18 protein-coding genes are annotated in these 23,124 nt (G+C 73.3%); 4 read left to right on the forward strand and 14 right to left on the reverse strand.

Annotation, left to right across the window (positions count from 1 at the left end; genetic code table 11):
- Positions 1–18 precede the first annotated feature (18 nt).
- The 3 genes from AC3D3D_RS10495 (at position 19) to AC3D3D_RS10505 (ending at position 5,321) form a co-directional block, all read left to right on the forward strand.
- Positions 19–1,530, forward strand: a complete 1,512-nt coding sequence (locus tag AC3D3D_RS10495) for an amidase (protein WP_463662022.1) — start codon at positions 19–21, stop codon at positions 1,528–1,530.
- Between the two features lie 189 nt (positions 1,531–1,719).
- Positions 1,720–4,476, forward strand: a complete 2,757-nt coding sequence (locus AC3D3D_RS10500; RefSeq protein WP_463662023.1) for an ATP-binding cassette domain-containing protein — start codon at positions 1,720–1,722, stop codon at positions 4,474–4,476.
- Between the two features lie 26 nt (positions 4,477–4,502).
- On the forward strand, positions 4,503–5,321 hold the full coding sequence (locus AC3D3D_RS10505) for a hypothetical protein (RefSeq protein ID WP_463662024.1): 819 nt from the start codon (positions 4,503–4,505) through the stop codon (positions 5,319–5,321).
- A gap of 14 nt (positions 5,322–5,335) precedes the next feature.
- On the opposite strand, the gene AC3D3D_RS10510 is transcribed toward AC3D3D_RS10505, so the two are convergent.
- Positions 5,336–6,415 carry a hypothetical protein gene (locus AC3D3D_RS10510; RefSeq protein ID WP_463662025.1) on the reverse strand — a complete coding sequence of 360 codons (1,080 nt, stop codon included), beginning with the start codon at positions 6,413–6,415 and terminating at the stop codon, positions 5,336–5,338.
- A 157-nt stretch (positions 6,416–6,572) separates the two neighbouring features.
- The gene (locus AC3D3D_RS10515; protein ID WP_463662026.1) at positions 6,573–7,643 is read right to left on the reverse strand and encodes a hypothetical protein; all 1,071 of its coding nucleotides are present in this window, start codon (positions 7,641–7,643) and stop codon (positions 6,573–6,575) included.
- A 200-nt stretch (positions 7,644–7,843) separates the two neighbouring features.
- Here AC3D3D_RS10515 and clpB point away from each other — a divergent pair, with 200 nt between their 5' ends.
- On the forward strand, positions 7,844–10,465 hold the full coding sequence (gene clpB / locus AC3D3D_RS10520) for an ATP-dependent chaperone ClpB (protein WP_463662027.1): 2,622 nt from the start codon (positions 7,844–7,846) through the stop codon (positions 10,463–10,465).
- Positions 10,466–10,548: 83 nt separating this feature from the next.
- Here clpB and AC3D3D_RS10525 read toward each other — a convergent pair whose 3' ends face one another.
- The 12 genes from AC3D3D_RS10525 to AC3D3D_RS10580 all read right to left on the reverse strand — a co-directional run bounded on the left by AC3D3D_RS10525 (position 10,549) and on the right by AC3D3D_RS10580 (position 23,124).
- The gene (locus tag AC3D3D_RS10525; RefSeq protein WP_463662028.1) at positions 10,549–11,397 is read right to left on the reverse strand and encodes a fumarylacetoacetate hydrolase family protein; all 849 of its coding nucleotides are present in this window, start codon (positions 11,395–11,397) and stop codon (positions 10,549–10,551) included.
- 5 nt (positions 11,398–11,402) lie between these two features.
- The gene (locus AC3D3D_RS10530) at positions 11,403–11,780 is read right to left on the reverse strand and encodes a RidA family protein (protein ID WP_463662029.1); all 378 of its coding nucleotides are present in this window, start codon (positions 11,778–11,780) and stop codon (positions 11,403–11,405) included.
- A gap of 13 nt (positions 11,781–11,793) precedes the next feature.
- Complete coding sequence (locus AC3D3D_RS10535; RefSeq protein WP_463662030.1) at positions 11,794–12,906, reverse strand: alanine racemase; 1,113 nt, start codon at positions 12,904–12,906, stop codon at positions 11,794–11,796.
- A gap of 95 nt (positions 12,907–13,001) precedes the next feature.
- Complete coding sequence (locus AC3D3D_RS10540) at positions 13,002–13,844, reverse strand: PIG-L deacetylase family protein (RefSeq protein WP_463662031.1); 843 nt, start codon at positions 13,842–13,844, stop codon at positions 13,002–13,004.
- A 64-nt stretch (positions 13,845–13,908) separates the two neighbouring features.
- Entirely contained in the window at positions 13,909–15,576 is a 1,668-nt protein-coding gene (locus AC3D3D_RS10545; RefSeq protein ID WP_463662032.1) for an ABC transporter ATP-binding protein, read from the reverse strand.
- 1 nt (position 15,577) lies between these two features.
- Positions 15,578–16,480, reverse strand: a complete 903-nt coding sequence (gene opp4C / locus AC3D3D_RS10550; protein WP_463662033.1) for an oligopeptide ABC transporter permease — start codon at positions 16,478–16,480, stop codon at positions 15,578–15,580.
- The gene (locus tag AC3D3D_RS10555) at positions 16,477–17,436 is read right to left on the reverse strand and encodes an ABC transporter permease (protein WP_463662034.1); all 960 of its coding nucleotides are present in this window, start codon (positions 17,434–17,436) and stop codon (positions 16,477–16,479) included. The genes opp4C and AC3D3D_RS10555 overlap by 4 nt, the downstream gene beginning before the upstream one ends.
- A 4-nt stretch (positions 17,437–17,440) precedes the next feature.
- Positions 17,441–19,057: an ABC transporter substrate-binding protein gene (locus AC3D3D_RS10560; RefSeq protein ID WP_463662035.1), complete on the reverse strand. Its 1,617-nt coding sequence runs from the start codon at positions 19,055–19,057 to the stop codon at positions 17,441–17,443.
- 69 nt (positions 19,058–19,126) lie between these two features.
- Positions 19,127–19,972 carry a fumarylacetoacetate hydrolase family protein gene (locus tag AC3D3D_RS10565; RefSeq protein ID WP_463662036.1) on the reverse strand — a complete coding sequence of 282 codons (846 nt, stop codon included), beginning with the start codon at positions 19,970–19,972 and terminating at the stop codon, positions 19,127–19,129.
- Positions 19,973–19,985: 13 nt separating this feature from the next.
- A complete protein-coding gene (locus tag AC3D3D_RS10570; RefSeq protein WP_463662037.1) occupies positions 19,986–20,555 on the reverse strand; it encodes a hypothetical protein in 570 nt (189 codons plus the stop codon).
- Complete coding sequence (locus AC3D3D_RS10575) at positions 20,552–21,568, reverse strand: Gfo/Idh/MocA family protein (RefSeq protein WP_463662038.1); 1,017 nt, start codon at positions 21,566–21,568, stop codon at positions 20,552–20,554. Before AC3D3D_RS10575 ends, AC3D3D_RS10570 begins: the two co-directional genes overlap by 4 nt.
- Positions 21,565–23,124: an N-acyl-D-amino-acid deacylase family protein gene (locus AC3D3D_RS10580; protein ID WP_488511968.1), complete on the reverse strand. Its 1,560-nt coding sequence runs from the start codon at positions 23,122–23,124 to the stop codon at positions 21,565–21,567. The genes AC3D3D_RS10575 and AC3D3D_RS10580 overlap by 4 nt, the downstream gene beginning before the upstream one ends.

The raw sequence follows: 23,124 nt of genomic DNA on the forward strand, positions 1-23,124 counted from the left end.
CCCGCGTAGGGTCGGGACATGACGCAGATCCACGAGCTGTCAGCACTCGAGCTCGCGGCCGCGGTCCGCTCCCGCGAGGTCTCCCCGACCGAGGTGGCCGACCACACGCTGCGCCGCATCGAGGCCCTGGACCAGCACGTCGGGGCCTTCATCCACGTCGCGGCCGAGCGCGCGCTCGACGACGCGCGCGCCGCCGAGGACCGGCTCGCCCGGGCGGGACGCGGGGCGGGGGTTGGGGCGGGCGCCGGTGCGGCCGCCGGGAGCGGCGGCGACGACGACCTCCCCCCGTTCCTCGGCGTCCCGCTGCCGATCAAGGACCTCAACCAGGTCGCCGGGCTGCCCGTGCGGATGGGGTCGGCGGCGTTCGCCGACACCGTCGCCCAGGTCGACGACGGCATCGTCACCCTGCTCGCCGAGGCCGGCACGACGATGGTCGGCAAGACGACCACCCCCGAGTTCGGCATGCCGCCCTACACGGAGCCCGACGTCGGCCCCACCGCCCGCACGCCGTGGGACCTCACGCGCTCCGCCGGCGGTTCGTCGGGCGGGGCGGGCGCCGCCGTCGCGGCCGGGCTCGTCCCGGCGGCCCAGGGCTCCGACGGCGGAGGCTCGATCCGCATCCCGGCCGCCGCGTGCGGGCTGGTCGGGCTGCTGCCCACGCGGGGCCGGATCTCGCCGGGGCCGTACCAGCCCGACGGGACCGGGCTCTCGCGCAGCGGCGTCCTCACGCGCACCGTCCGGGACACCGCGGCGCTGCTCGACGTGCTCGCCGTCCCGCGCCCCGGCGACGTCTACCGGGCGCCGGAGCAGACGGGCACGTTCCTCGCCGCCTGCGACGCCCCGCCGCGACGTCTGCGCGTCGGCGTCCTGCGGGAGCCGATCGCGATCGAGACCGACGTGCACCCCCAGGCGCTGGCCGCCGTCGACCGGGCGGTGGCCCTCCTGCAGGCCCTCGGGCACGAGATCGTCGAGGTCTCGGTCCCGTTCGGGGTCGAGGAGTGGGAGGCGTTCCAGCCGGTCTGGGCGACCGGCGCCGCCGCCGCGCCGCTCGAGCCGGAGCAGGAGGAGCTGCTCGTCCCGCTCACCCGGTTCCTGCGCGAGCGCGGGCAGGGCGTGACCGCCGTCCAGTACGCCGAGGCCATCTCCGCGATGCACATGCTCACCCGGCGCACGGCACAGGTGTGGGCCGACGTCGACGTCGTCCTCAGCCCCACGTTGTCCGGCCCGCCGGCACCGGTCGGGTCGATGCGCGACGACGCCGACCCGGCCCAGGACTTCCTCGACCAGCGCGCCTACACACCATGGACCTCGACGTGGAACATCACCGGGGCGACGGCGATCTCCGTGCCGCTGCACCGGGCCGCGGTCGTCGACGGCGGACCCGAGCTGCCCTTCGGCGTCCAGCTCGGCGGGAAGATCGGTGACGAGGCGATGCTCCTCGGCCTGGCCGCCGCCCTGGAGGAGGCCGACCCGTGGCCGCTCGTCGCGCCCGCGTGGGCGGCCGGCGCCGGGGGTGCGACCACCGCGTAGTCGGGCGCGCCGGACCCCGGGCGGGTGGCGCGCGGGCGAGGTGCGTGGCCCGTCCGGGGAGACGCGCAGCACTCGGGGAGGTGTTCCCTGCCAGGAGGGTGCCGGACCCCGTTAGCATGCCGTGGGCGGTGCTCAGCCGGGTGGCCGTCGGCGGTCGCACGACCCGAGCTTGGCGAGAGGATCCACTGCATGCGAACGGGTATCGAGATCGCGTCCCCGATGGGAACGGCCTCCCGTGCCCCGGGCGGTCGCGCGGTCGTCGGCAGCGCGCCCCCTGCCGACCTCATCATCAACCACCCCGGGGTGGCCCCCGCGAACCTCGAGATCGCCGACACCCCGGGCGGCTGGATGATCCGCGTCGTCGGTGGTGCCGCGTTCGTCGCGGGGCAGCCGCTCACCGCGCCGGTCGCGATCGGCCAGGGCGTGGCCGTCCGCCTCGGGCACCCGGCACAGGGGCCCGAGCTGCGGATCCGTCCCGTCGGCGCACCGGCCGGACCGGGTGCCCCGGGCGCCCCGGCGGGTCCCGGGGGACCGGGCGCCGCCTCGGCGGGTCCCGCGGGACCGAGCGCCGCATCCGCGGGCTCGGCCGGTCCGAGCGCCGCGTCGGCCGCCTCCGCCGGCCCGGCCGCCCCCTCGTCGATCCCCTCGCCGGCCCGGCCCACCGGGACCCCGGCAGGCCCGCCCGCGGACGCACCGGCCGCGCGGGCGCAGGCCGCACCGCCCACGGGCCCGCCGAGGTCGGGCCCGGCGGGCAAGCCCGCGGCGCCGGACGCCCGCGCGTTCTCCGGCGCCCCGGCCGCCGACGCGCCGGCGGCCACCCAGTCCCTGCACCACGGCCGCCCCGTCGCCCCCGCACCCTCGGGCACCCCCGCGGGCAGCCCCTCCCCGGCCTCCGCCGCGGCCGGACGCGCGCCGGGGACCCTGACCATCGGCCGTGCGAAGAGCGCGGACATCACCCTCGACGACCCCCTCGTCTCCGGCCGGCACGTCGACCTCGTGCCCACCCAGGGCGGCTTCCGGGTCATCGACCGCGGCTCGCTCAACGGCACCTTCGTCAACGGTTCGCGCATCACCCAGGGCACGCTCCAGATGGGCGGCATCCTCGGCGTCGGAGGCACCTTCCTCCAGCTCGTCCCCGGCGGCCTGGTGCCCATCGACATCTCCGGCGGCGAGGGCAGCCTCGAGGCCGAGGACCTCACCGTGCGCGTGCCCGCGTCCCCCGACGAGCGCAAGCGGTTCAAGGAGGCCGGCGCGCAGGACCCGTCGAAGAAGACCATCCTCGACGACGTCACCTTCTCCCTGCCCGGGCGTTCGCTGCTGGCCGTCATCGGCCCCTCCGGCGCGGGCAAGTCGACGCTGCTGCGCTCCCTGGTGGGGCGGCCGCCCGCCGACGAGGGCATCGTCCGGTTCTCCGGGCTCGACGTCTACGAGCACGAGGCCACCATGCGCAACCGGATGGGCGTGGTCCCGCAGGACGACGTCGTGCACCGCACCCTCTCGGTGCGCAAGGCCCTCGAGTACGGCGCCGAGCTGCGCTTCGACGAGTCGGTCCAGCGCCGCGAGCGCGAGCAGGCCGTCGAGCGCGTGATGAACCAGCTCGGCCTGACCGAGCACTCGAGCACGCGCATCGACCGGCTCTCCGGCGGCCAGCGCAAGCGCGTCTCCGTCGCCCTGGAGATGCTCACCCAGCCGGACCTGCTCTTCCTCGACGAGCCGACCTCGGGCCTCGACCCCTCCCTCGACGCCGAGATCATGCACCTGCTCGCCGACATCGCCCACGGCGACGACTCGCGCGGGGTGCGCGGACGCACGGTCGTCGTCATCACGCACAACGAGGTCAACCTCGCTGAGTGCGACAAGATCCTCCTGCTCGCCCCGGGCGGCAAGACCGCCTTCTACGGCGCGCCTCACGAGGTCAAGCCGTACTTCGCCAAGGCGATGCGCTACCTGGGCCGCGAGGTCAGGGACCCCGACGACCTCACCTACGCGCAGATCTACGCGTTCATCAAGGAGGACCCCACCCGGTCCCAGCAGATGTTCGAGGGCGCCTCGGCCCGTCCGCACGTGCGGCGCGTCAACGTCAGCCGCCCCCAGCAGCTCGAGCGGCGCAGCCAGCAGTCCGTGGGGCGGCAGGTCTCCACGCTCGCGCGCCGGCAGCTGAGCCTGATGTTCGCCGACATGAAGTACCTGGCGGTGCTGGTGCTCATGCCCGTGCTGTTCGGCGTCCTCACCCTCGCCGTACCCAAGTACGAGGAGAACTCCGAACGGCTCGGTCTCCGGGCGCCCCAGCCCGGCGAGTTCGCCACGACGGAGGCCTCGCAGATCCTGCTCATCGTCATGGTGGGCCTGGCGCTGGCCGGCCTGGCGGTGTCGATCCGCGATCTCGTCGGCGAACGGGAGATCTTCCGGCGCGAGGCGGCGGTCGGGCTCAGACCCGACGCCTACCTCGGCGCCAAGGTCATCGTGCTCGGCACGGTCGCCGCCTACCAGGGGGCGGCCGCGGCGGTCATCACCCTCATGCTCAACAACCCGCCGGACGAGGGCTCGCTGCTGCCGTCGGGCGCCGTCGAGATCGTCATCGCGGCGATGGCGCTGACCGTGGTCAACATGCTGCTCGGCCTGCTGCTGTCGACGATGGCGCAGAACTCCGAGCAGGTGATGATGTCCATGGTCGGGGCCGGCATCCTCCAGCTCGTGCTCAGCGGCGGTGTGCTGGCCGTGGCCGGGACGCCGATCGCCGAGCAGCTCTCCTGGTTCATGCCCACGCGCTGGGGCTTCGCGATGACGATGTCGACGGTCGGCATCACGGACTTCCGCCCCGACCAGACCGACGCCCTGTGGGAGCACAGCCCGGAGATCTGGCTGCTCACCCTGGGGGCGCTCGTGGTCTGGGGCCTGGTGTACGCGCTGCTCACCCGCTGGCGCCTGGCCAAGCAGGCCGACTGACGTCGGTCGGGTCTCGAGGAGGAGACGTGGACGGTGGACGGACCGGCGACGGGGCCGGGCGGTACTGGCAGGAGCCGGCGGGCGGTCAGCACCGGCAGGAGCCGGCAGCTGGTCAGTACTGGCAGGCGCAGGGCCCGCCGCAGCAGTGGCACGGACCGGGCGGGGCGCAGGAGCAGCACGTCGGTGCGGGACGAGCACCGGGCGCTCCGGCCGAGGGACGTGGTCGACGGACATGGCCGCTCGTGCTCGTCGCCGCGCTGGTGGGCGCGGCGCTCGGGACGGGGGCGCCCCTCGCGGTGACGTCGGGCCTGTTCGACTCCGGGATCTCGGAGCTGGCCCTGCCGGAGACGCTCGACGACCTCAGAGAGCTCGAGGCCGTCCAGGCGGATCTCGGTGCGGGCGATACCACCGTGGAGGCGCGACGAGAGGTGCTCGTCGAGCTGCAGGAGTCACTGTCAGGCGCGCACGACGGCGCGGCGACAGCTGCCCGGACCTACGCCGACGAGGACCTCGAGACCATCGTCACCGTGTACGCGGTGGCAGCGGACAGTCCCGGACTCTGGTCGCCGCAGGACTCCGACTCGCTGGCCGAGCTCCTGGGTTTCGGCTCCCCGCAGGCCTGGGTCGTCACCGACGACGACGCCGAGTGCCTGGTCCGGGCCGCCGACCCGACGGTGCTGCTCACCGATGGCAGCCAGCCCACGCGTGACGTGGAGGCGGTGATCACCCTCTGCCAGCTGACGACGGACGGACTGACGGTGACGGTCCAGGGTGACTCGGTCGTGGCACCGGAGCGTGGCCTGGAGCTCGTGCGCGAGGCGGCCGAGGCGGTCGAGGTCGGCTGAGTGCCGGCTCGGCGTCACCGCCAGGGGACGACGACGCCGAACTCCCGGTGGAGCACCTGGAACAGGACGTCAGAGTTCAGCAACTTGTCCGGGCGCACCTTCGCCACGGTCCTGCCCGACCGGTCGAGCACCCTGAGCAGATCGGCCCTCCGCCACCTCCGCAGCGTCTCGACGGCGCCCAGGGAGGCGGCGTCGACGGGCCTGTTCCCGAAGGTGACCGTGCGGCCGGCCAGCGCGACGGCGCCGAAGTCGACGGGTGCGCCGGTGGCCGCGGCGCGCTGGACCTGGGCCATGACGGCGGCGTTGATCGCCCCGCGCATCGTGCGGACGACGCGCCTGTCGTCGACGTCGACCCTGTGTGTCGAGCCCTTCCGACCGATCACCGCGTGGCCGTCCCTGTACAGCCCGACGACATACTGCAGGTCGCCCCACGGCACGTCCTGCACGGCGGAGCGGGTGACGATACGGGCACCCTGGTCGCCGACCCAGACGAGGGTGGCGCCCCTCGGGCGTTCGGCGACGACGATGCCGAGGGCGCTGATGACGCTGAGCGCGGCGACGACGACGCCGACGATCTCGCCGTCCGTCGCGCCGAGGTAGACGCCGGCGGCGAGCCCGAGCATGGCGACGATGGCGGCGGCGCCGAACCCGATGCCGACGCGCATGCCCGTCGTCGCGGAGTAGGCGGGTGCCGGGGCCCGCTGCCCGGTCAGCGTGCGGGCGAGCGCGACGTCGCTGCGTAGGCGCACGACGACGAGCACGATGACGATCGCAGCGAGGACCGCGACGCCGACTCCGAGCCACACCCAGTACTCGTGCGCGCGTGCCGCGTCGACCAGCGCCTCCTCGTAGGAGCGGATCCTTGTCGTGGCCCCGCGCCCCTGGGGACGGGGGATGCGCTGCTCGCAGCGGTCACCGGGCGCCATGGGCTCGCCGTTGCACATGGCGACGGCCTCCGCGCCGAGGTGCCGTGAGGCCACGTACAGCCCGCCGGTGAGACAGAGTCCGAGCAGGAGGACGAGGGAGGCGGGGAAGCGACGGAGGGCGGCGAGGTGGTCGACCGCGGCACCGGGGGCGGGGGACGCAGAGCTCACGTGCGGACCGTAGGAGGCGGCGAGGGCGCCGTTCCCGTCCTCGACGCCGACGAGGTGCCCGTCCTCCCCGGTCGACAGCGGGCACGATCTCGCCCTGGCGGATCACGGTTGAGCGGAAGGAGACTCGACCGTGTCGGCGTGGATCCGACAGATCACGTCAGGGGACGACGACTCCGAACTGTTCGCGGAGCACGTGGAACAGGACGTCGGAGTTCGCGATGCGGACCGGGCGAAGGGTGATCGGGGTCCTGCCGTCCCGGTCGCGCACCTCGAGGTGGACGCCCTCCTTCGTCCGCACCGCGTTGATGGCGGCAAGCGAGCCGGCGTCGAACGACTTCTTGCCGAAGGTGATCGTGCGACCGGCGAGGGTGACGGCGCCGAAGTCGACGGGTGCGCCGGTGGGGGCGGCCTGCCGGACCTCGGCCAGGGCGGTCGAATTGATCGTCGAACGCATGGTCCCGAAGAAGTCCTTGTCGTCGACGCTGACCTGGTGCTTGGCGCCTTTCCAGCCGATCTCCATGAAGCTGTCGTTGCCCGGGTCGGTGAAGTACCGCAGGTCGCTCCACGGCACGTCCTGCGACGTGCTCCGCGTGACGATGCGGGCGCCCGGCTCGTAGGCCCACACCAGGGTGCTGCCCTTCGGGCGCGCCCGGACGACGACGGCGAGCGCGACGAGCACGCCGACGGCCGCGACGGCGACACCGACGATCTCGCCGTCGGTCGCACCGAGGCGCACGCCGAGGAAGAGGCCGACGGCGCCGATGGTGGCCGCGACGAGGAAACCGAGCCCCGCGCTGATGCCGGTCGTCGTGGAGAAGGCGGTCAGCGGCGCCTGCTCCCCGGACATCGAGCGGGCGAGCGCGACGTCGCTGCGCCAGCGCAGGACGACGAGCACGATGACGATCGCGGCGAGGACCGCGACGCCGATGCCGGCCCAGACCCAGGCCTCGTGGCCGCGCGCCGAGGCGACGAGCTGCTCCTCGTAGGAGCGGATCGTGGTCGAGGTGGAGAGGCGCCGACGACGGCGGCTGGTCTCCGAGCACTGGTCGCCGGGCTGCATGGTCTCGTCGCCGCACATGGCGACGGCTTCGGCACCGAGGTGCCGCGAGGCCAGGTACAGGCCCGCGGCGATGAAGACGCCGAGGAAGACGACGAGGCTGACGGGGAAGCGGCGGAAGGCGGCCAGGTGGTCGACCGCGGCTCCGGAGACGGGAGATGGAGAGTTCACCCGCGGATAGTAGGCGAGTCGTGGTCGCGCGATCCGCAGTGTGCCGCGGACGATGCTCCGCCTCTCGGCGCCCTCCTGCTGCGTCCCGAGCTCACGCACGCGATGCGGAGGAGGGGGAGGCGGATAAAAGTTGAGTGGAATAGACTCAAGTTGAGATCGGTTGAACTTCGCAGACACCGCACCCGATACCGAGGAGAGCCATGGACACCAAGCTCACGACCAGGTCGCAGGAGGCCGTCGCCTCCGCGCTCCAGCGCGCCACCACGGCCGGCAACCCGCAGATCGAGCCCAGCCACCTGCTGGGGGCGCTCCTCGACCAGGGCGAGGGCATCGCCCTGTCCCTGCTCGACGCCGTCGGGGCCGACCGCGCCGCGCTCGCCCGCCGCACCGAGGCCGCGATCGCCGCCCTGCCGGGCGTGAGCGGCGGGTCCGTCGCCCAGCCGCAGACCTCCCGCGCCTTCCTCACCGTCGTCTCCGGCGCGAGCGAGGAGGCGAGCGCGCTCGGCGACGAGTACGTCTCCACCGAGCACCTCCTCCTCGGCCTGGCCGCCGCCCCCGGCACGGACGAGATCCTCCGTGCCGCCGGGGCGACCGCCGACGCCCTGCGCGCCGCCGTGCCCGCCGTGCGCGGCAACCGGCCCGTGACCAGCGCGGACCCCGAGGGCACCTTCCAGGCCCTGGAGAAGTACGGCTCCGACCTCACCGCCGCCGCCCGCGAGGGCAAGCTCGACCCGGTCGTGGGCCGCGACGCCGAGATCCGCCGCGTCGTCCAGGTCCTCTCGCGGCGTACCAAGAACAACCCCGTCCTCATCGGCGAGCCCGGCGTCGGCAAGACCGCCGTCGTCGAGGGGCTCGCCCAGCGCATCGTCGACGGCGACGTCCCGGAGTCCCTGCGCGGCAAGACCCTCGTCGCGCTCGACATGGCCGGCATGGTCGCGGGCGCGAAGTACCGCGGCGAGTTCGAGGAGCGCCTCAAGGCGGTCCTCCAGGAGATCTCCGACTCCGACGGTCAGGTCGTCACGTTCATCGACGAGCTGCACACCGTCGTCGGGGCGGGCGCCGGCGGCGACTCCTCCATGGACGCCGCCAACATGCTCAAGCCGATGCTGGCCCGCGGGGAGCTCCGCCTCGTCGGTGCCACCACGCTGGACGAGTACCGCGAGCACATCGAGAAGGACCCCGCCCTCGAGCGCCGCTTCCAGCAGGTGTTCGTCGGCGAGCCGTCGGTCGAGGACACCGTGACGATCCTGCGCGGCATCGCACCGAAGTACGAGGCGCACCACCAGGTGACGATCTCCGACGGCGCGCTCGTCGCCGCCGCCACGCTCTCCGACCGGTACATCACCGGCCGGCGACTGCCCGACAAGGCGATCGACCTCGTCGACGAGGCAGCCTCGCGCCTGCGCATGGAGCTCGACTCCTCCCCGGAGGAGATCGACGTCCTGCGCCGGCAGGTCGACCGGCTCGGCATGGAGGAGGCCTACCTCGCCGAGAACCTCGACGACGGTGACGCCGCGACGGCCGAGCGCCTCGAGGCGCTGCGCGCCGAGCTGGCGGACCGGCGGGAGGAGCTCGACGGGCTCACCGCGCGGTGGGAGTCCGAGAAGGCCGGGCACAACCGGGTCGGTGACCTGCGTGCCCGCCTCGACGAGCTCGTCACCGAGGCGGAGCGCGCCGAGCGCGAGTCGCGGTACGAGGACGCCGGCCGCCTGCGGTACGGGGAGATCCCGTCGCTGCAGCGCGAGCTCGAGGCCGCCGTGGCCAGCGAGGAGGCCGACAGCGCCGAGGACGCGGGCACGAGCGACCCGATGATCGCCGACAAGGTCTCCGCCGAGGAGATCGCCGAGGTGGTCGGCGCCTGGACCGGCATCCCGGTCGGGCGCCTGCTCCAGGGCGAGTCCGAGAAGCTCCTCCACATGGAGGACGAGCTGGGCAGGCGGCTCATCGGCCAGACCGGCGCCGTGCGCGCGGTCTCCGACGCCGTGCGCCGCTCGCGCGCCGGCATCGCCGACCCCGACCGACCGACCGGCTCGTTCCTGTTCCTCGGCCCCACGGGCGTGGGCAAGACCGAGCTCGCGAAGTCGCTCGCGGACTTCCTCTTCGACGACGAGCGCGCCATGGTGCGCATCGACATGTCCGAGTACTCGGAGAAGCACTCGGTGTCCCGCCTGGTCGGGGCGCCCCCCGGGTACGTCGGGTTCGAGGAGGGCGGCCAGCTGACGGAGGCTGTGCGGCGGCGCCCGTACACGGTGGTCCTGCTCGACGAGGTCGAGAAGGCCCACCCCGAGGTCTTCGACATCCTCCTGCAGGTCCTCGACGACGGTCGGCTCACCGACGGTCAGGGCCGCACCGTCGACTTCCGCAACGTCATCCTCGTGCTGACGTCGAACCTCGGCTCGCAGTTCCTGGTGGACGTCAACGTCCCGGAGGAGAAGCGTCGCCAGCAGGTGATGGAGGTCGTGCGGGCGTCGTTCAAGCCGGAGTTCCTCAACCGGCTCGACGACGTCGTCATGTTCGACGCGCTCGGCATCGACGAGCTCGGCCGGATCGTCGACCTGCAGATCGCCCGGTTCGCCGAGCGGCTCGAGCCGCGCCGCATCACGCTCGAGGTCACCGACGCCGCCCGCGAGTGGCTTGCCCTCGAGGGCTTCGACCCCGCCTACGGCGCACGACCGCTGCGCCGCCTCGTCCAGCGCGAGATCGGCGACCGGCTGGCGCGCCTGCTGCTCGGCGGCGACGCCGCGGACGGCACCCACGTCGTCGTCGACCGCGGCGACGGCGAGGGGCTGGACGTGCGCACCGCGGAGGCGCCCGCCGCGTAGCGCACCCTGCCCGCCCGGGCGGGTGGCACATGCGTGAGGGGTGGGCGACGGATCGATCCGTCGCCCACCCCTCACGTGCTGCGTCAGGCGCTCGCGCGCACGCGTGCGCGCTGGGTGCCCAGGCCGGCTACGCCCATCTCCATGACGTCTCCGCCCGTGAGGTAGGGGAAGCGGCCCGAGAGCGCGACCCCCTCCGGTGTGCCCGTGGAGACGAGGTCGCCCGGCTCGAGGCGGACGTACCGCGAGAGCTCCTGGACGATGGTGGGCACGTCGAAGATGAGGTCCGCCGTCGTCGAGTCCTGCCGCGGCTCACCGTTGACGGTCGACCAGATCCGCAGGTCGCCGGGGTCCACCTCGTCGGCGGGGACGAGCACCGGGCCGACCGGGCAGAAGGTCGGCGCCATCTTCCCCTTCGACCACTGGCCGAGGGACTCCACCAGCTGGTGCTCCCGCTCGGAGACGTCGTTGCACACCACGTACCCGGCGATCGCGGCCATCGCCTCCTCCGGAGAGGAGAGCTGGTAGGCGGGAGTGCCGATGACGATGCCGAGCTCGACCTCCCAGTCGAGCTTCTCGGCCCCGGGCGGGATGAGCACGTCGTCGTGGGGGCCGACCACGGTGTTGGGGTGCTTGAGGAAGACGATGATCCGGCTCGGCGGCTCGGCCCCGGACTCCGCCGCGTGGGCGGCGTAGTTCTGACCGATGCCGATCACCGCGGTGGGCCGGGCGATCGGCGCGCCGATGCGCTGCCCCTCGACGTCCACGGTCGGCAGCTCGCCGGCGGCGAGCGCCGTCGCGACGCGGGCGGTCCCGCCCGAGGCGAGGAAGGCGCCGTCGATGTCGGCGGTGAAGCTGGACAGGTCGTAGGTCACGCCGCCGCGGCGGACGACCGGCCGCTCCTCGCCGGCGGCCCCGATGCGCATGAGCTCCATGCAGGTCACCGGGCGTCCGGGACGGCGACGACGGCGTCGATCTCGACGAGGAAGCCGGACAGGTCGGCCTGGATCGACGTGCGCGCCGGGTAGGGCTCGGAGAGGAGCTCCTTCGAGACCTCGTTGAACTCCGGCCAGTCGGCCATGTCGTTGAGGTAGACCCCGATGCGGACCGCGTTCGCCATCGAGGTGCCTGCCGCCTGCGCGACGGCCTCGAGATTGGCGAAGGTCCGGCGGACCTGCTCGGCGAAGGTCCCGCCGACCAGGGTGCCCTCGGCGTCGAAGGGCCCCTGCCCCGCGAGGAAGAGCAGCCCGCCATGGACGATGCCGGGGGAGTAGGGACCCGCGGGAGCGGGGGCGGTGGGTGCGGTGATCTGCTGCACGAGAGGTTCCTTCCTAGTGGCGGCCCAGGACGGGCCAGATGTCGACGACGGTGTCGTCCTCGACGGCGAGCACGTGGGAGTGCATGTTGGTCAGCCCGCAGGCGTGGTTGGGGCGGATCCGGACGAGGTCGCCGACCCGCAGCGAGTCCGACCCGCGCAGCACGCCGTGCTCCTCGTAGCCGGTGACCAGCACGCCGCCGCCCGCGCCGACGACCGTGCCGATCCGGCCGTCGCCGTGCAGGGAGCCGTCCGAGCTCATGGCCTTGATGCCGGCGTCGACGATGACGGGCTCGCCGCGCAGGGTGCTGACGACCCGGGCGAGCACGGTCGAGGCGGTGTCGGCCGGGTCGGTCGTGCCGATGGCGACCTGGTTCTCGTCGCCGTAGACGTAGGTGCCGGGGCGGGCCTCGGTCACCCCGTCGACGGCGGGGGCGGAACGGACCCCGGCGGTCGAGCCGACCGAGACGCTCGGCACCGGATGGCCGTCGGCCCGCAGGGCGCTCGCCACCTCGACGAGCGTGCGGCCCGCCGCGGTGCCGACCTCGACGCGGCGCTCCGGGTCGGCCCCCACGCCCTGGACCTGCCCCTCGTGCGTGAAGACGCCCTCGAGGACGAGCCCCGGCAGGGCCGCCAGCTCGCGGGTGGTGGCCAGGGCCTCGTCGGGGTCGACGCCCGTGCGCCCCAGCCCGGTGTCGACCTCGAGGCGGATCTCGACCTCGATCCCCTCGGCGGCGGCCGCCTCGGCCAGCGCCCGTGCGGGGGCGACCGAGTCGAGACCGACGACGAGCCGCGCCCGGCGGGCGACCGCCAGGGCCGTGGCGACCCGGTGCGGGCCGACCGGCGGGTAGGCCCAGAAGATGTCCGTCACCCCGGCCCCGGCGAGGGCCTCGGCCTCGGCGGCGGTGGCCGCGGTGAGCCCGACGGCGCCCGCCGCCAGCTGGAGCCGGGCCACCTCGGCGCTCTTGGAGGTCTTCCAGTGCGGTCGCAGGGCGACGCCGAGGTCGCGCGCGTGCTCGGCCATCCGCTCGACGTTGCGGCGCACGGTCGGCAGGTCGACGAGCACCGACGGCGTCGGCAGCTCCTCGATGCGGCGGCCGACGAGCTCGGCCGGGTCGGGTGTGGTCACGGGCCCTCCTGGGCTGGTGGGTCGGCGCTCGCTCGGCGCGCGGACGGCGGGGCCCGCCCGGTCGCGCGGGCGGGCGCGACCGGGCGGGAGTGCGATCAGCCCTTGTCGAGCGGGAACTCCCGCCGCACGTCGAACTGCGAGTACGCCACGTGGCGGGTGAGCGGGTCGGCGGCCTGGGCGTACTCCGTCAGCGGCAGCAGCGCCCGCGTCTCGCTGCGGAAGCGGACGTAGGGCTCCGCCAGGGCCACGCCCGCCGTGCGACCGAACTCGCCGTTGCTGGCCTCGATGAGCTTGCGGGCGAAGGGCCCGTCGTAGCCCTGGCTGACGAAGCAGTCCATCGCCGCGATCTTGCGGTCCACCACCGAGCTGATGTCGATGAGCAGGTCGTTGCGCACCCCGTAGGTGGACAGCGCGTCGCCGGCGACCACCGGCAGGCCCCCGAGGAAGACCTGCTTGACGTTGACCTCCTCCTTGCCGTCGAGGTTCTTGAGGAAGGAGGCGGCCCGGTCCATGGCGGCGATGAGGATCATCGTGGCGATGGTGTGGGTGGAGTTGGTGACCGCCGGGTTCTGCGGGTAGTCGGCGATGACGACGTCGGGCCGGTGCGTGGCGATGAGCTCGGCGACCTGGTCGACGATGTCCTCCTGGACGGTGCTCATGAGGTCGTCGTGGTCGAGGAACTCGATGGTGCCGATGCCGATGATGTCGGCCGCGCGACGCAGCTCGTCCTTCTTGTTCTCGATGATCTCGGCGCGCCCGGCGGCGGTGAGCCGCGGGTCGGCGTCGTCCTTGCGCGCCTCCTCGGCGTACACGTTGGGGTGGATGCGGCCGCCGTGGGTGATGATCACCGCGACGATCTCGTCGCCGGCGTCCGCGTGCAGCGCCAGCGTGCCGCCGCAGTTGGTGATCGTGTCGGCAGGGTGTGCGTACACGGTCATGATGCGCATGGGATGTGCTCCTCGGTAGGTACTGCTCTGTCCTTCTCGGAAAGCTGGGAAAGCTCTAGACGGTGGTGATGGCGGACGTGTGGCGGGCCCGCTGGCGGGCGGGGTCGGGGATCGGTGCGGCCTCCACGAGTCGTCGGGCGTAGTCGGTCTGCGGGTCGTTGAGGACGGCCCGCGCGTCGCCCTGCTCGACGATCGAGCCGTGCTGCAGGACGACGACGGTCTCGGAGAGCAGCTCGACGACGGCGAGGTCGTGGCTGATGAACAGGCACGAGAATCCCAGGCGCTGCTGCAGCTCCTGGAACACCTCCAGCACGGCGGCCTGGACCGAGACGTCCAGCGCCGAGGTCGGCTCGTCGGCGATGAGCAGCTCCGGCTCGAGGGTCAGCGCCCGGGCGATGCCCACGCGCTGGCGCTGGCCGCCGGAGAGCTCGTGCGGGAACCGGGTGGTCCAGGCGGTGGGCAGCTGGACCTGCTCGAGCAGGTCGGTCACGCGTGCGCGGCGCTCGGTGCGGGACATCTCGGGGCGGTGCGCGACGAGCGGCTCGGCGATGCACTCCCCGATGGTCATCCGCGGGTTGAGGGAGGAGGCCGGGTCCTGGAAGACCATGCCGTAGTGTGCCCGCGCCTCGCGGGCCGCGCCGCGGCGCAGCGTGCTCAGCTCGGTGCCCCCGACCCGGATGCTGCCCTCGGTGATCGGGGCGAGCCCGACGATGGCCTTGCCGATCGTCGACTTGCCCGAGCCGGACTCCCCGACGAGCCCGACCACCTTGCCGGTGGGGACGGAGAAGCTCACCCCGTCCACCGCGCGCAGGCCCTGGCGGCGCCACGAGCGGCGGTACTGGACGACGAGGTCGGTCACCTCGAGCGCGGGCGCCTCCGCGGCCTCGGGGGATGCGGTCGCGACGGCGTCCTCGCCGGAGGGCTGGGGCACGGCGTCGAGCAGGCGGCGGGTGTAGGGGTGCTCCGGCGAGGCGAACAGCGCGTGCGCCTCCGCTGTCTCCACCACCTCGCCGTCCTTCATGACGACGATGCGGTCGGCCATGTCGGCGATGACGCCCATGTCGTGGGTGATGAGCAGGATCGACAGTCCGCGGCGGTCGCGCAGCTCGCGCAGGACCGCGAGGATCTCGGCCTGGGTGGTGACGTCGAGGGCCGTGGTCGGCTCGTCGGCGATGATGAGGTCGGGGTCGTTGATGAGGGCCATGGCGATGACGGCCCGCTGGCGCATGCCGCCCGACCACTGGTGCGGGTACTGCTTGGCCCGCTCGGCGGCGTCGAGCACCCCGACCCGCTCTAGGCACTCGACCATCTTCTGGTGCGCCTCGCCCCGCGGTGCCCGCGGGTGGTGGATGCGATAGGCCTCCTCGATCTGCTTCCCGATCGAGGCGACGGGGTCGAGGGTGGTCATGTGGTCCTGGAAGACCATGGCGACCTTGCGCCCCCGGACGGCGCGCATCCGCCGGCTGCCGAGCGTGGCGAGATCGACGCCCTCGAGCTCGACGCCGCCGCTGACGATCCGCGCGCCCGGCGGCAGGATCCGCAGCACGCTCAGCGCGGTCATCGACTTGCCGGAGCCGGACTCGCCGACGACGCCGAGGATCTCCCCGGGCTGCACGTCGAGGCTGACGTCCTTGAGGATGTGCGCCGTGCCGTGCGGGGTGCGGATGTCGAGCGTGAGGCCACGGACGGCGAGCAGCGGCTGCGTGGAGGTCTCGTCGGTCATGTCAGTTCTTCCGGGGGTCGATGGCGTCACGGATGCCGTCGCCGACCGCCATGGCCGACAGGACGGTGATGGCGATCATGAGACCGGCCGGCACCCACAGCCACGGCATGGAGGACAGGACGGTGAGGGACTGGGCCTCGTTGAGCATGTTTCCCCAGCTGGACGCGGGCGGCTGGACGCCGGCCCCGAGGAAGGACAGGGACGACTCGAGCAGCACGGACTCGGCCACGAGCAGGGTGGCCGCGACGACGATGGGGGGCAGCACGCCCGGCACGAGGTGGCGCATGACGATGAAGCCCGTGCGGGAGCCCAGCGCGCGGGCGGCCTGGACGAACTCCTCCTCGCGCAGGCTGAGGACCACGCCGCGGGCGATGCGTGCCGGGGAGGGCCAGGCCAGGCCGGCGATGACGATGACGAGCATCGGAACGCTCGGGCCGATGACGCCGGCGAGGACGATGATGACCAGCACCGGGGGCACCGAGAGCATGATGTCGATGATGCGGCTGATGATCGCGTCGATGATCCCGCCGAACCAGCCGGCCAGGACCCCGGCGAGGGTGCCGATGGCCACCGCCATGATGGCGGCGAGGAAGCCGACCATGAGCGAGATCCGGCCGCCGTTGAGCAGGCGGCTGAGCACGTCCCGGCCGGTGGAGTCGGTCCCCAGCCAGTGCTCCGCCGAGGGGGCCGAGCGGATGTTGCCGAGGTCGATCGCGTTGGGCGGGTACGGGCTGATGACGGGGGCGAGCAGGCTCGCCACCACCGTGATGAGCAGGGCGACGGCGCCGATCACCGCGACCGGGTTGCGCAGGAAGCGCCGCCAGGCCAGCTTGTCGGGCGAGACCTGCTTCGAACTCGGCGCGACGTCGACGGCGGAGGCGGGCTGGTGGGACTGGTCGGTCATCGTGCGGTCCTCACCCTCGGGTCGATGATCGAGTAGGACAGGTCGGCGATGAGGTTGCAGATGAGCACCAGCACCGCGATGTAGAGGCCGAAGCCGATGAGCACCGGGTAGTCGCGGAAGTCGAGGGCCTCGATCGCCAGCTTGCCCATCCCGGGCCAGGAGAAGATCTGCTCGAGCACGACGGCGCCGGACAGCGCCGTCGGGATCGTCATCGCCAGGACGGTGACCAGCGACATCAGGCTGTTGCGCAGCGCGTGGCGCAGGGCCCGGGTCCGGGTGCCGCCCTTGGCGATGATCGTGCGCACGTAGTCCTTCTGCAGCTCCTCGAGCACGCCGGACCGGACGTAGCGGATGAAGTTGGCCGCGTTGGCCAGGGCCAGCAGCCCGACGGGCATGACCATGTGCAGGAGGAGGTCGCCGACGTCGTCGCGCCCCGTGGAGTGCATCCCCGAGGAGGGCAGGACGCCCAGGCTGACCGAGAAGGTGTAGATGGCGAGCATGCCGAGGAAGAAGCTCGGCACGGCGATGGCGATGACGCTGACCGAGCTGATCGTGTAGTCGGCGACGGTGTTGCGGCGCACGGCGGCGATGACGCCCGCCGGCACGGCGATGATGAGGCCGATGACCACGGCGCTGCCCATGAGCAGGGCCGTCGGGCCCAGCCGGTCGGTGAGGAGCTCACCGACCGGCCGGCCCGTGGAGTAGGAGTACCCGAGGTCTCCCGTCAACAGCCCGCCGAGCCACCGCCAGAACTGCACCACGACCGACTGGTCGAGGCCGAACCGCTCGCGCACCGACGCGATGTACGCGTCGCGCGAGGCGCCCGCCAGCTCCGGCGGCACCATCATCTCGATGGGGTCGCCCGGGGCGAGCCGGACGAGCGCGAACAGTCCGATGGCGATGAGCAGGAAGACCGCCACGCTCGAGAGGAGGCGTGGGACGAGAGATCTCAGCATGGAATCAGTCCGTCACGGTCCACTCGGCGGCGTTCCAGAAGCCGTTGGCGAAGTCGCCGTGCGGCTCGAAGCCCTGCAGCCGGTCGCTCGCGGCCCACAGCGTGTCGGGCACGTACAGCCACAGGTAGGGCACGAGCTGGTTGTCCAGGCGTGCCGCGTCCTGGTAGACGGACTCGCGCTCGGCCTCGTCGGCGGTGACGGCGCCCTCGGCGAGCAGGGCGTCGAGCTCCTCGTTGCAGAACAGCGAGGTGTTGCCGCCGGCGGGGAAGACGGCGTCGCAGGTCATGGCGTTCGCCGAGACGGTCGGGTCGGGGGTGTAGGTGCCACCGCCGGAGATCATCAGGTCGTACTCGGCGTTCTCGATCATCGACAGCTGGTTGGCCTCCTCGATCTGGTTGGCCTGGACGTTGATGCCGATCGCGGAGAGGTTCTCGATGACGACGTTGACGGCTGCGTCGCGGTCCGCGGTGCCCGGGATCCAGCTGACCTCGAGCGGGGCGTCGAAGTCGAAGCCGGCCTCCTCCAGGAGCGCCGTCGCCGCCTCGGGGTCGTAGTCGTAGGTCTCGAGGTCGTCGGGGAGCGCCCAGGGCGTCATGATCGTGCTGTTGAGGACCTCGCCGTGGCCGCCGAGGATGCCCTCGACGATGCCCTCGCGGTCGATCGCCATGAGCAGGCCCTGGCGGACGCGCTCGTCCTCGTGCCGGGTGAAGTTGACCAGCAGGCGCAGGAAGCCGGGCGAGGGTGCCGAGCTGACGTTGATGCCGTCGAGGCCCTCGACCGTCTCCATGTCCTGCGGGGAGATCTGCACGAGGTCGGTCTCACCGGTGGCGAGCTGGGCGGTGGCCACGTCGCTGGTGAGCATCTGGAGGTAGAGGGTGTCGATGCCGACCTCGGTCCAGTAGTTCTCGTTGGCGTCGAGGACGATGTTCTGGTCGGTGTTGAACTCCCGCATGACGTACGGGCCGGAGCTGACCGTGGGCATGGTGAAGAACTCGTGGGTCATGACCTCGGCCGGCTCGACCTCGCCGAGCACGTGCTCGGGGAGGATCCCGTAGCCGTTGCCGAACAGCGCGAGGAAGCCCGGGGTCGGTTCGGCCAGCGTGATCGTCACGGTCTGGTCGTCCGTGGCCACGATGCCCTCGACCGTCTCGGCCGAGCCGTCCTGGACCTCGTCGAAGCCGACGACGCCCGCGAAGGGCGCGGTGTTGGGGCTGGCGACGTCGGGGTTCGAGAACAGGTTGTAGGTGAAGACGACGTCGTCAGCGGTCAGCGGCTCGCCGTCGCTCCATTCCATCCCCTCGCGCAGGTGGAAGGTGTACTCGGTGGCGTCCTCGTTGACGTCCCAGGACTCCGCGATCCGCGGGACCGGCTCGAAGTCGGGGCCGACGTTGAACATGGGGTCGTAGACCAGCGACATCGTCAGCTGCTCGGCGCCCTGGCCGGGTGCGAGCGGGTTGAACTGGACGGGGGACTGGTAGAGGTGGAGGTTGGCCGAGGTCGCCTCGCCGCCGTCCCCACCTCCGCCGTTGCCGCCGTCGTCGGCGTCGCCGCCGGAACAGCCCACCAGCAGGGCGCCGGCGGCCGCCAGTGCGATGGCACCTTGGGCGATTCGTGATCGCATGATTGCTCCTCGTGGTCGGGGGATCCAGATGATCTGCGTTGATCAGGTGGTCAGGGGGTCCGCGTGGCGTCAGGGCGCGACGACGGGGGTGGTGAGGGCGCCGAGGCCCTCGACCTCGGCGACCATGGTGTCGCCGGGGGCGAGGAAGGTGCCGGTGGTGGCACCGACGCCGGACGGGGTGCCGGTGAGGATGACGTCACCGGGGGTCAGGGTCATCAGCCGCGAGCTGAAGGAGACGAGCTCGGCGACGGTGTGGACCATGTCGGTCGAGCTGCCGTGCTGCATGACCTCGCCGTTGAGCGTGAGCGTGAGGGTGAGGTCCTGCGGGTCGGGCACCTCGTCGGCAGTGACGAGGTAGGGCCCCACGGGTGCCGACCCGTCGAGCCACTTCCCCTCGAGCCAGTCGAAGAACCCGGTCATGGCCTCGCCGTCGCGCTCGACGCCGAGGTCGAGGCTGCGCGCGCTGATGTCGTTGCTCGTGGCGTAGCCGAAGACGTGGCCGAGGGCGTCGGCGACCGGCACGTCCTTCGCCTGCCGACCGATGACCACGGCGATCTCCACCTCCCAGTCGAGCTGACGGGTGATCGGGTCGAGCACCACGGGGGCGTCCGGTCCGATCACCGAGGTGTCGGGCTTGAGGAACAGGCGCGGCGTGGCCGTGCCCTTCTCGCGCCTCTTGGCGCCGGCCTCCTCGACGTGCGCCTGGTAGTTGGCGGCGACGGCGAGCACCTTGCCCGGCCGGAGCAGCGGGGCCAGGACCCGCGCGCCCGCCAGCGGGCGGCGCTGCTGCGTGCCCTGCCCGGGCTCGCCCCGGACCACCGCCGTCAGGTCGCCGTCGCCCGTGACGACGATCTCCTCGCCGTCGACGTAGCCGTGCCGGACGGTGCCCCCGTCGTCGAAGGTCAGCCATCTCATGTCCGGTCCTCCTTCACCAGTTGGTCGTCGTGGTCCGGCCCGAGCGGGCCGAGCCGGCGATCGCGGACAGGGTCGTCGTCTCGTCGTCCGCCGACGGCGCGGGAGACGGCGCGGGGGCCGGCATGCCGGGCGTGCCGGGGACGGAGAAGGGCACGTGGTCGGTGCCCCCTGCGGTGACCACCCGCAGGTGGGGGCGCAGGAGGTCGACCAGCACGGAGCCGTGGGTGCCGACGAGCCGGACCTGGGCCGTGAGGAACCGGCCGGCCTCGCCGGGGACGAGGGAGAGGTGGGCGCTGACCGCGACCCCGTGGTCGGCGCGGCCGAGGAAGGTCGTCGCGGCGCCGTCGCCCGTGGTGTGGGCCTGCAGGTCGACGCTCGTCGGGCCGGTCGCCGCGCGCAGGACGGCGAGCGCCTCGGGGCCGAGCACGTCCAGCGCCGGGCCGTCGCCGGTGGCGACGACGTCGAGGGCGACGGCGCGCAGCAGCCCGGTCTCGGCCGCGCGGACCGCGGCGACGGCGCGGGTCAGGCCCGGCCGCTCGGTCAGCGGGACGGCCGTGGTGGCGGCGGTGGTCGTGGCGCTCATGCCGGTGCTCCGATCGTGACGGTGCGGCCCTCGCGCAGCGACTCCTCGGAGGCGAGGGCGATGTCGACGGCGTGGATCGCGTCGGCGACGGGCGGGACGACCGCGGCGCCGTCGCGGGTGGCGCGGGCGAAGGCCTCGAGCTCGCGGACGAAGGTGCGCGGGCCGGCGCCGTCGGCCGGCCAGGCCGTCAGGCCCGTGTCGGTCCAGGCCAGGACGCCCTCGGCGTCCCAGCTGCGGGTGACGACGCCCGCGCTGCCCACGACGGTCAGCTCGAGGTAGCCGGCGCCGCGGGGGCGCTCGCCGCGGCTGATCTCGCACACCGCGGACGCGCCGGAGGCGAAGCCGAGCCCCATGACGAGGTAGTCGTGGATGTCGAGGGCCTCGCTCGTGGCGTGCTGGCCGACGGAGCGGACGCTGGTCGCCCGCTCGCCGACCCACCAGCTCGCCAGGTCGACGAGGTGGACGCCGTTGTGCAGGGAGTGCCCGCCGGACAGGGCGGGGTCCAGCACCCAGGTCTGCCAGCCGGGCCAGATCCAGCCGCCGTTCATCACCACGCGGACGAACCGCGGCGTGCCGATCCGGCCGGAGTCGATGACCTCGCGGATCGCCAGGGACTGGTCGGTGAAGCGGTGGCTGTGCCCGACGGCGAGCGCGAGTCCGCGGTCGGCCGCCTCCGCGGCGAGGGTGCGCGCGCCCTCGGCGGACAGCGCCAGGGGCTTCTCCATGAGCAGGTGCCGGCCCGCCGCGAGGACCTGCCGGCCGATCTGCTCGTGGGTCATGTTGGGGGTGCAGACGATGACGGCCTCGACGGCGTCGTCCGCGAGGAGCTCCTCGACGGAGCCGTAGCCGGCGCACCGCCGGGTGTGCGCCACCTCGGCGGCGCGGGCGGCGTCGAGGTCGCACACGGCGACGAGGCGGGCGTCCGTCATCGTGGCCAGCGCGGCCATGTGGGAGGTGGCGATGCCGCCGACCCCCACGATGCCGACGCCCAGGGGCGTGGAGTGCCCGGTCATGCGGTGCCCTTCCTCATGAGGTGTCCCGGACGGGCCCCGGTGGGCGTTCCGGCGGTGACGACGGCCGACCCGTTGACGAGCACGTGCTCGAGCCCGACGGAGGGCCGGGCGGGGTCGCCGAAGGTGGCGGTGGAGTCGAAGGACTCGTCGTCGAGGACGACGAGGTCCGCGCGGTGGCCGGCGGCGATGCCGGAGGTGATCCCGACGCGGGCGGCCGGTGCGGTGGTCAGGCGCCGGACGGTCTCGCCGAGCCGCGTGCCGGCGTCGCGCATCCGGCGGTAGCCGGCGGAGAGGGCGCCCCAGGATCGGGGGTGCGGCGCGGAGGCGCGGTGGGTGCGGTCCAGGGCGGTGCCGTCGGAGGCGACGGCGATCCAGTCGGTGGCCAGCGCCAGGTCGACGTCGGCCCAGCGGCCGGACTCGGCGGCGACGTCGACCAGCGCGTCGTTGGCGAGCAGGAGGTCGACGAGCCCGCGCCAGGGGTCCGCACCGATCTCCGCGGCGGTGCTGCCGACGACCTCGGGGGTGAGCGCCGCCTTCATGACGATGAGCTGGTCGGGCCGGTAGCCGGCGTCCCGCAGGTGCCCGGCGACCGCCGTCGGGTCCGCCAGGCAGGCCTGGACCACGGCGTCGGGACCCGCGGCGCGCAGCGCCGGCGGGAGCAGCTGGAGCAGCGTGGTGTGGCCGTGCACGTAGGGGTAGGCGTCCGCGGCGACGTCGATCGAGCCGCGCAGCCCGGCGACGTGGTCGAGCGCCGCGGCGAAGCCGTCCCCGCCGCCGATGCCGCGCAGGTGCGATATCTGCAGGCGCGGGCCGTCGGCGTCGACGACCGCGGCCACCTCGTCCACCGAGCGCGTCAGCTCGCCGGTGCGGTAGTCGCGCAGGTGCACCGACAGCACGCCGTCGTGCGCGGCGACGATGCGGGCGACCAGGCCGAGCTCCTCGGTCCCGGCCGACTCTCCCGGGGCGTACATGAGGCCGAGGCTCGCCCCGAGGACGCCGGCCGCGAAGGCCTCCTGGAGCTCGCGGCCGAGCGCGGCGAGGGCGTCGTCGTCGAGGGGCTCGGTCGCGTTGCCGGCCACGGCGAAGCGGGCCGAGCCGTGGCCCACCTGGGCGGCGACGTTCGTCGCCGTCGGGGTGTCGTCGAGCGCCTGCAGCCAGCCGGGGACGTCGCTCCAGGCCCGCTCGAGGTCGGGGGTGACGTCGATGGTGCTGATGATGCGGGCCAGGCCGGCGGCGTCGGAGCCGCCGGGGGCCGGGGACATGCCGCAGTTGCCGACCACCTCGGTCGTCACGCCCTGGAGGATCCGGCTCTCGTTGCCCGGGTAGGCGAGCAGGCTGAGGTCGGAGTGGGTGTGGATGTCGACGAGACCGGGGGCGACGACCCGGCCGGTGCAGTCGATGACCTCCGCGTCGTACCCGCCGGCGGGGCGCTCGCCCGCCGGGACGACGGCGTCGACCCGCGCCCCGGCGACGAGGACGTCGCCGGGGACGGGCACACCGCCGAGCCCGTCGGCCACGAGGCCTCCGAGCAGCACGGTCCGGGAGATCGGGGACAT

Source organism: Georgenia sp. X1117, assembly GCF_057784635.1.

Coding starts and splice junctions, on each gene's coding strand:
- AC3D3D_RS10525 (WP_463662028.1), bottom strand. CDS start 11,397: ATGGAGCTCATGCGCATCGGGGCCGCCGGCGAGGAGCGGCCGGTCGTC.
- AC3D3D_RS10500 (WP_463662023.1), top strand. CDS start 1,720: ATGCGAACGGGTATCGAGATCGCGTCCCCGATGGGAACGGCCTCCCGT.
- AC3D3D_RS10580 (WP_488511968.1), bottom strand. CDS start 23,124: ATGTCCCCGATCTCCCGGACCGTGCTGCTCGGAGGCCTCGTGGCCGAC.
- AC3D3D_RS10575 (WP_463662038.1), bottom strand. CDS start 21,568: ATGACCGGGCACTCCACGCCCCTGGGCGTCGGCATCGTGGGGGTCGGC.
- AC3D3D_RS10555 (WP_463662034.1), bottom strand. CDS start 17,436: ATGCTGAGATCTCTCGTCCCACGCCTCCTCTCGAGCGTGGCGGTCTTC.
- AC3D3D_RS10540 (WP_463662031.1), bottom strand. CDS start 13,844: ATGACCGTGTACGCACACCCTGCCGACACGATCACCAACTGCGGCGGC.
- opp4C (WP_463662033.1), bottom strand. CDS start 16,480: ATGACCGACCAGTCCCACCAGCCCGCCTCCGCCGTCGACGTCGCGCCG.
- AC3D3D_RS10570 (WP_463662037.1), bottom strand. CDS start 20,555: ATGAGCGCCACGACCACCGCCGCCACCACGGCCGTCCCGCTGACCGAG.
- AC3D3D_RS10565 (WP_463662036.1), bottom strand. CDS start 19,972: ATGAGATGGCTGACCTTCGACGACGGGGGCACCGTCCGGCACGGCTAC.
- AC3D3D_RS10545 (WP_463662032.1), bottom strand. CDS start 15,576: ATGACCGACGAGACCTCCACGCAGCCGCTGCTCGCCGTCCGTGGCCTC.
- AC3D3D_RS10495 (WP_463662022.1), top strand. CDS start 19: ATGACGCAGATCCACGAGCTGTCAGCACTCGAGCTCGCGGCCGCGGTC.
- clpB (WP_463662027.1), top strand. CDS start 7,844: ATGGACACCAAGCTCACGACCAGGTCGCAGGAGGCCGTCGCCTCCGCG.
- AC3D3D_RS10560 (WP_463662035.1), bottom strand. CDS start 19,057: ATGCGATCACGAATCGCCCAAGGTGCCATCGCACTGGCGGCCGCCGGC.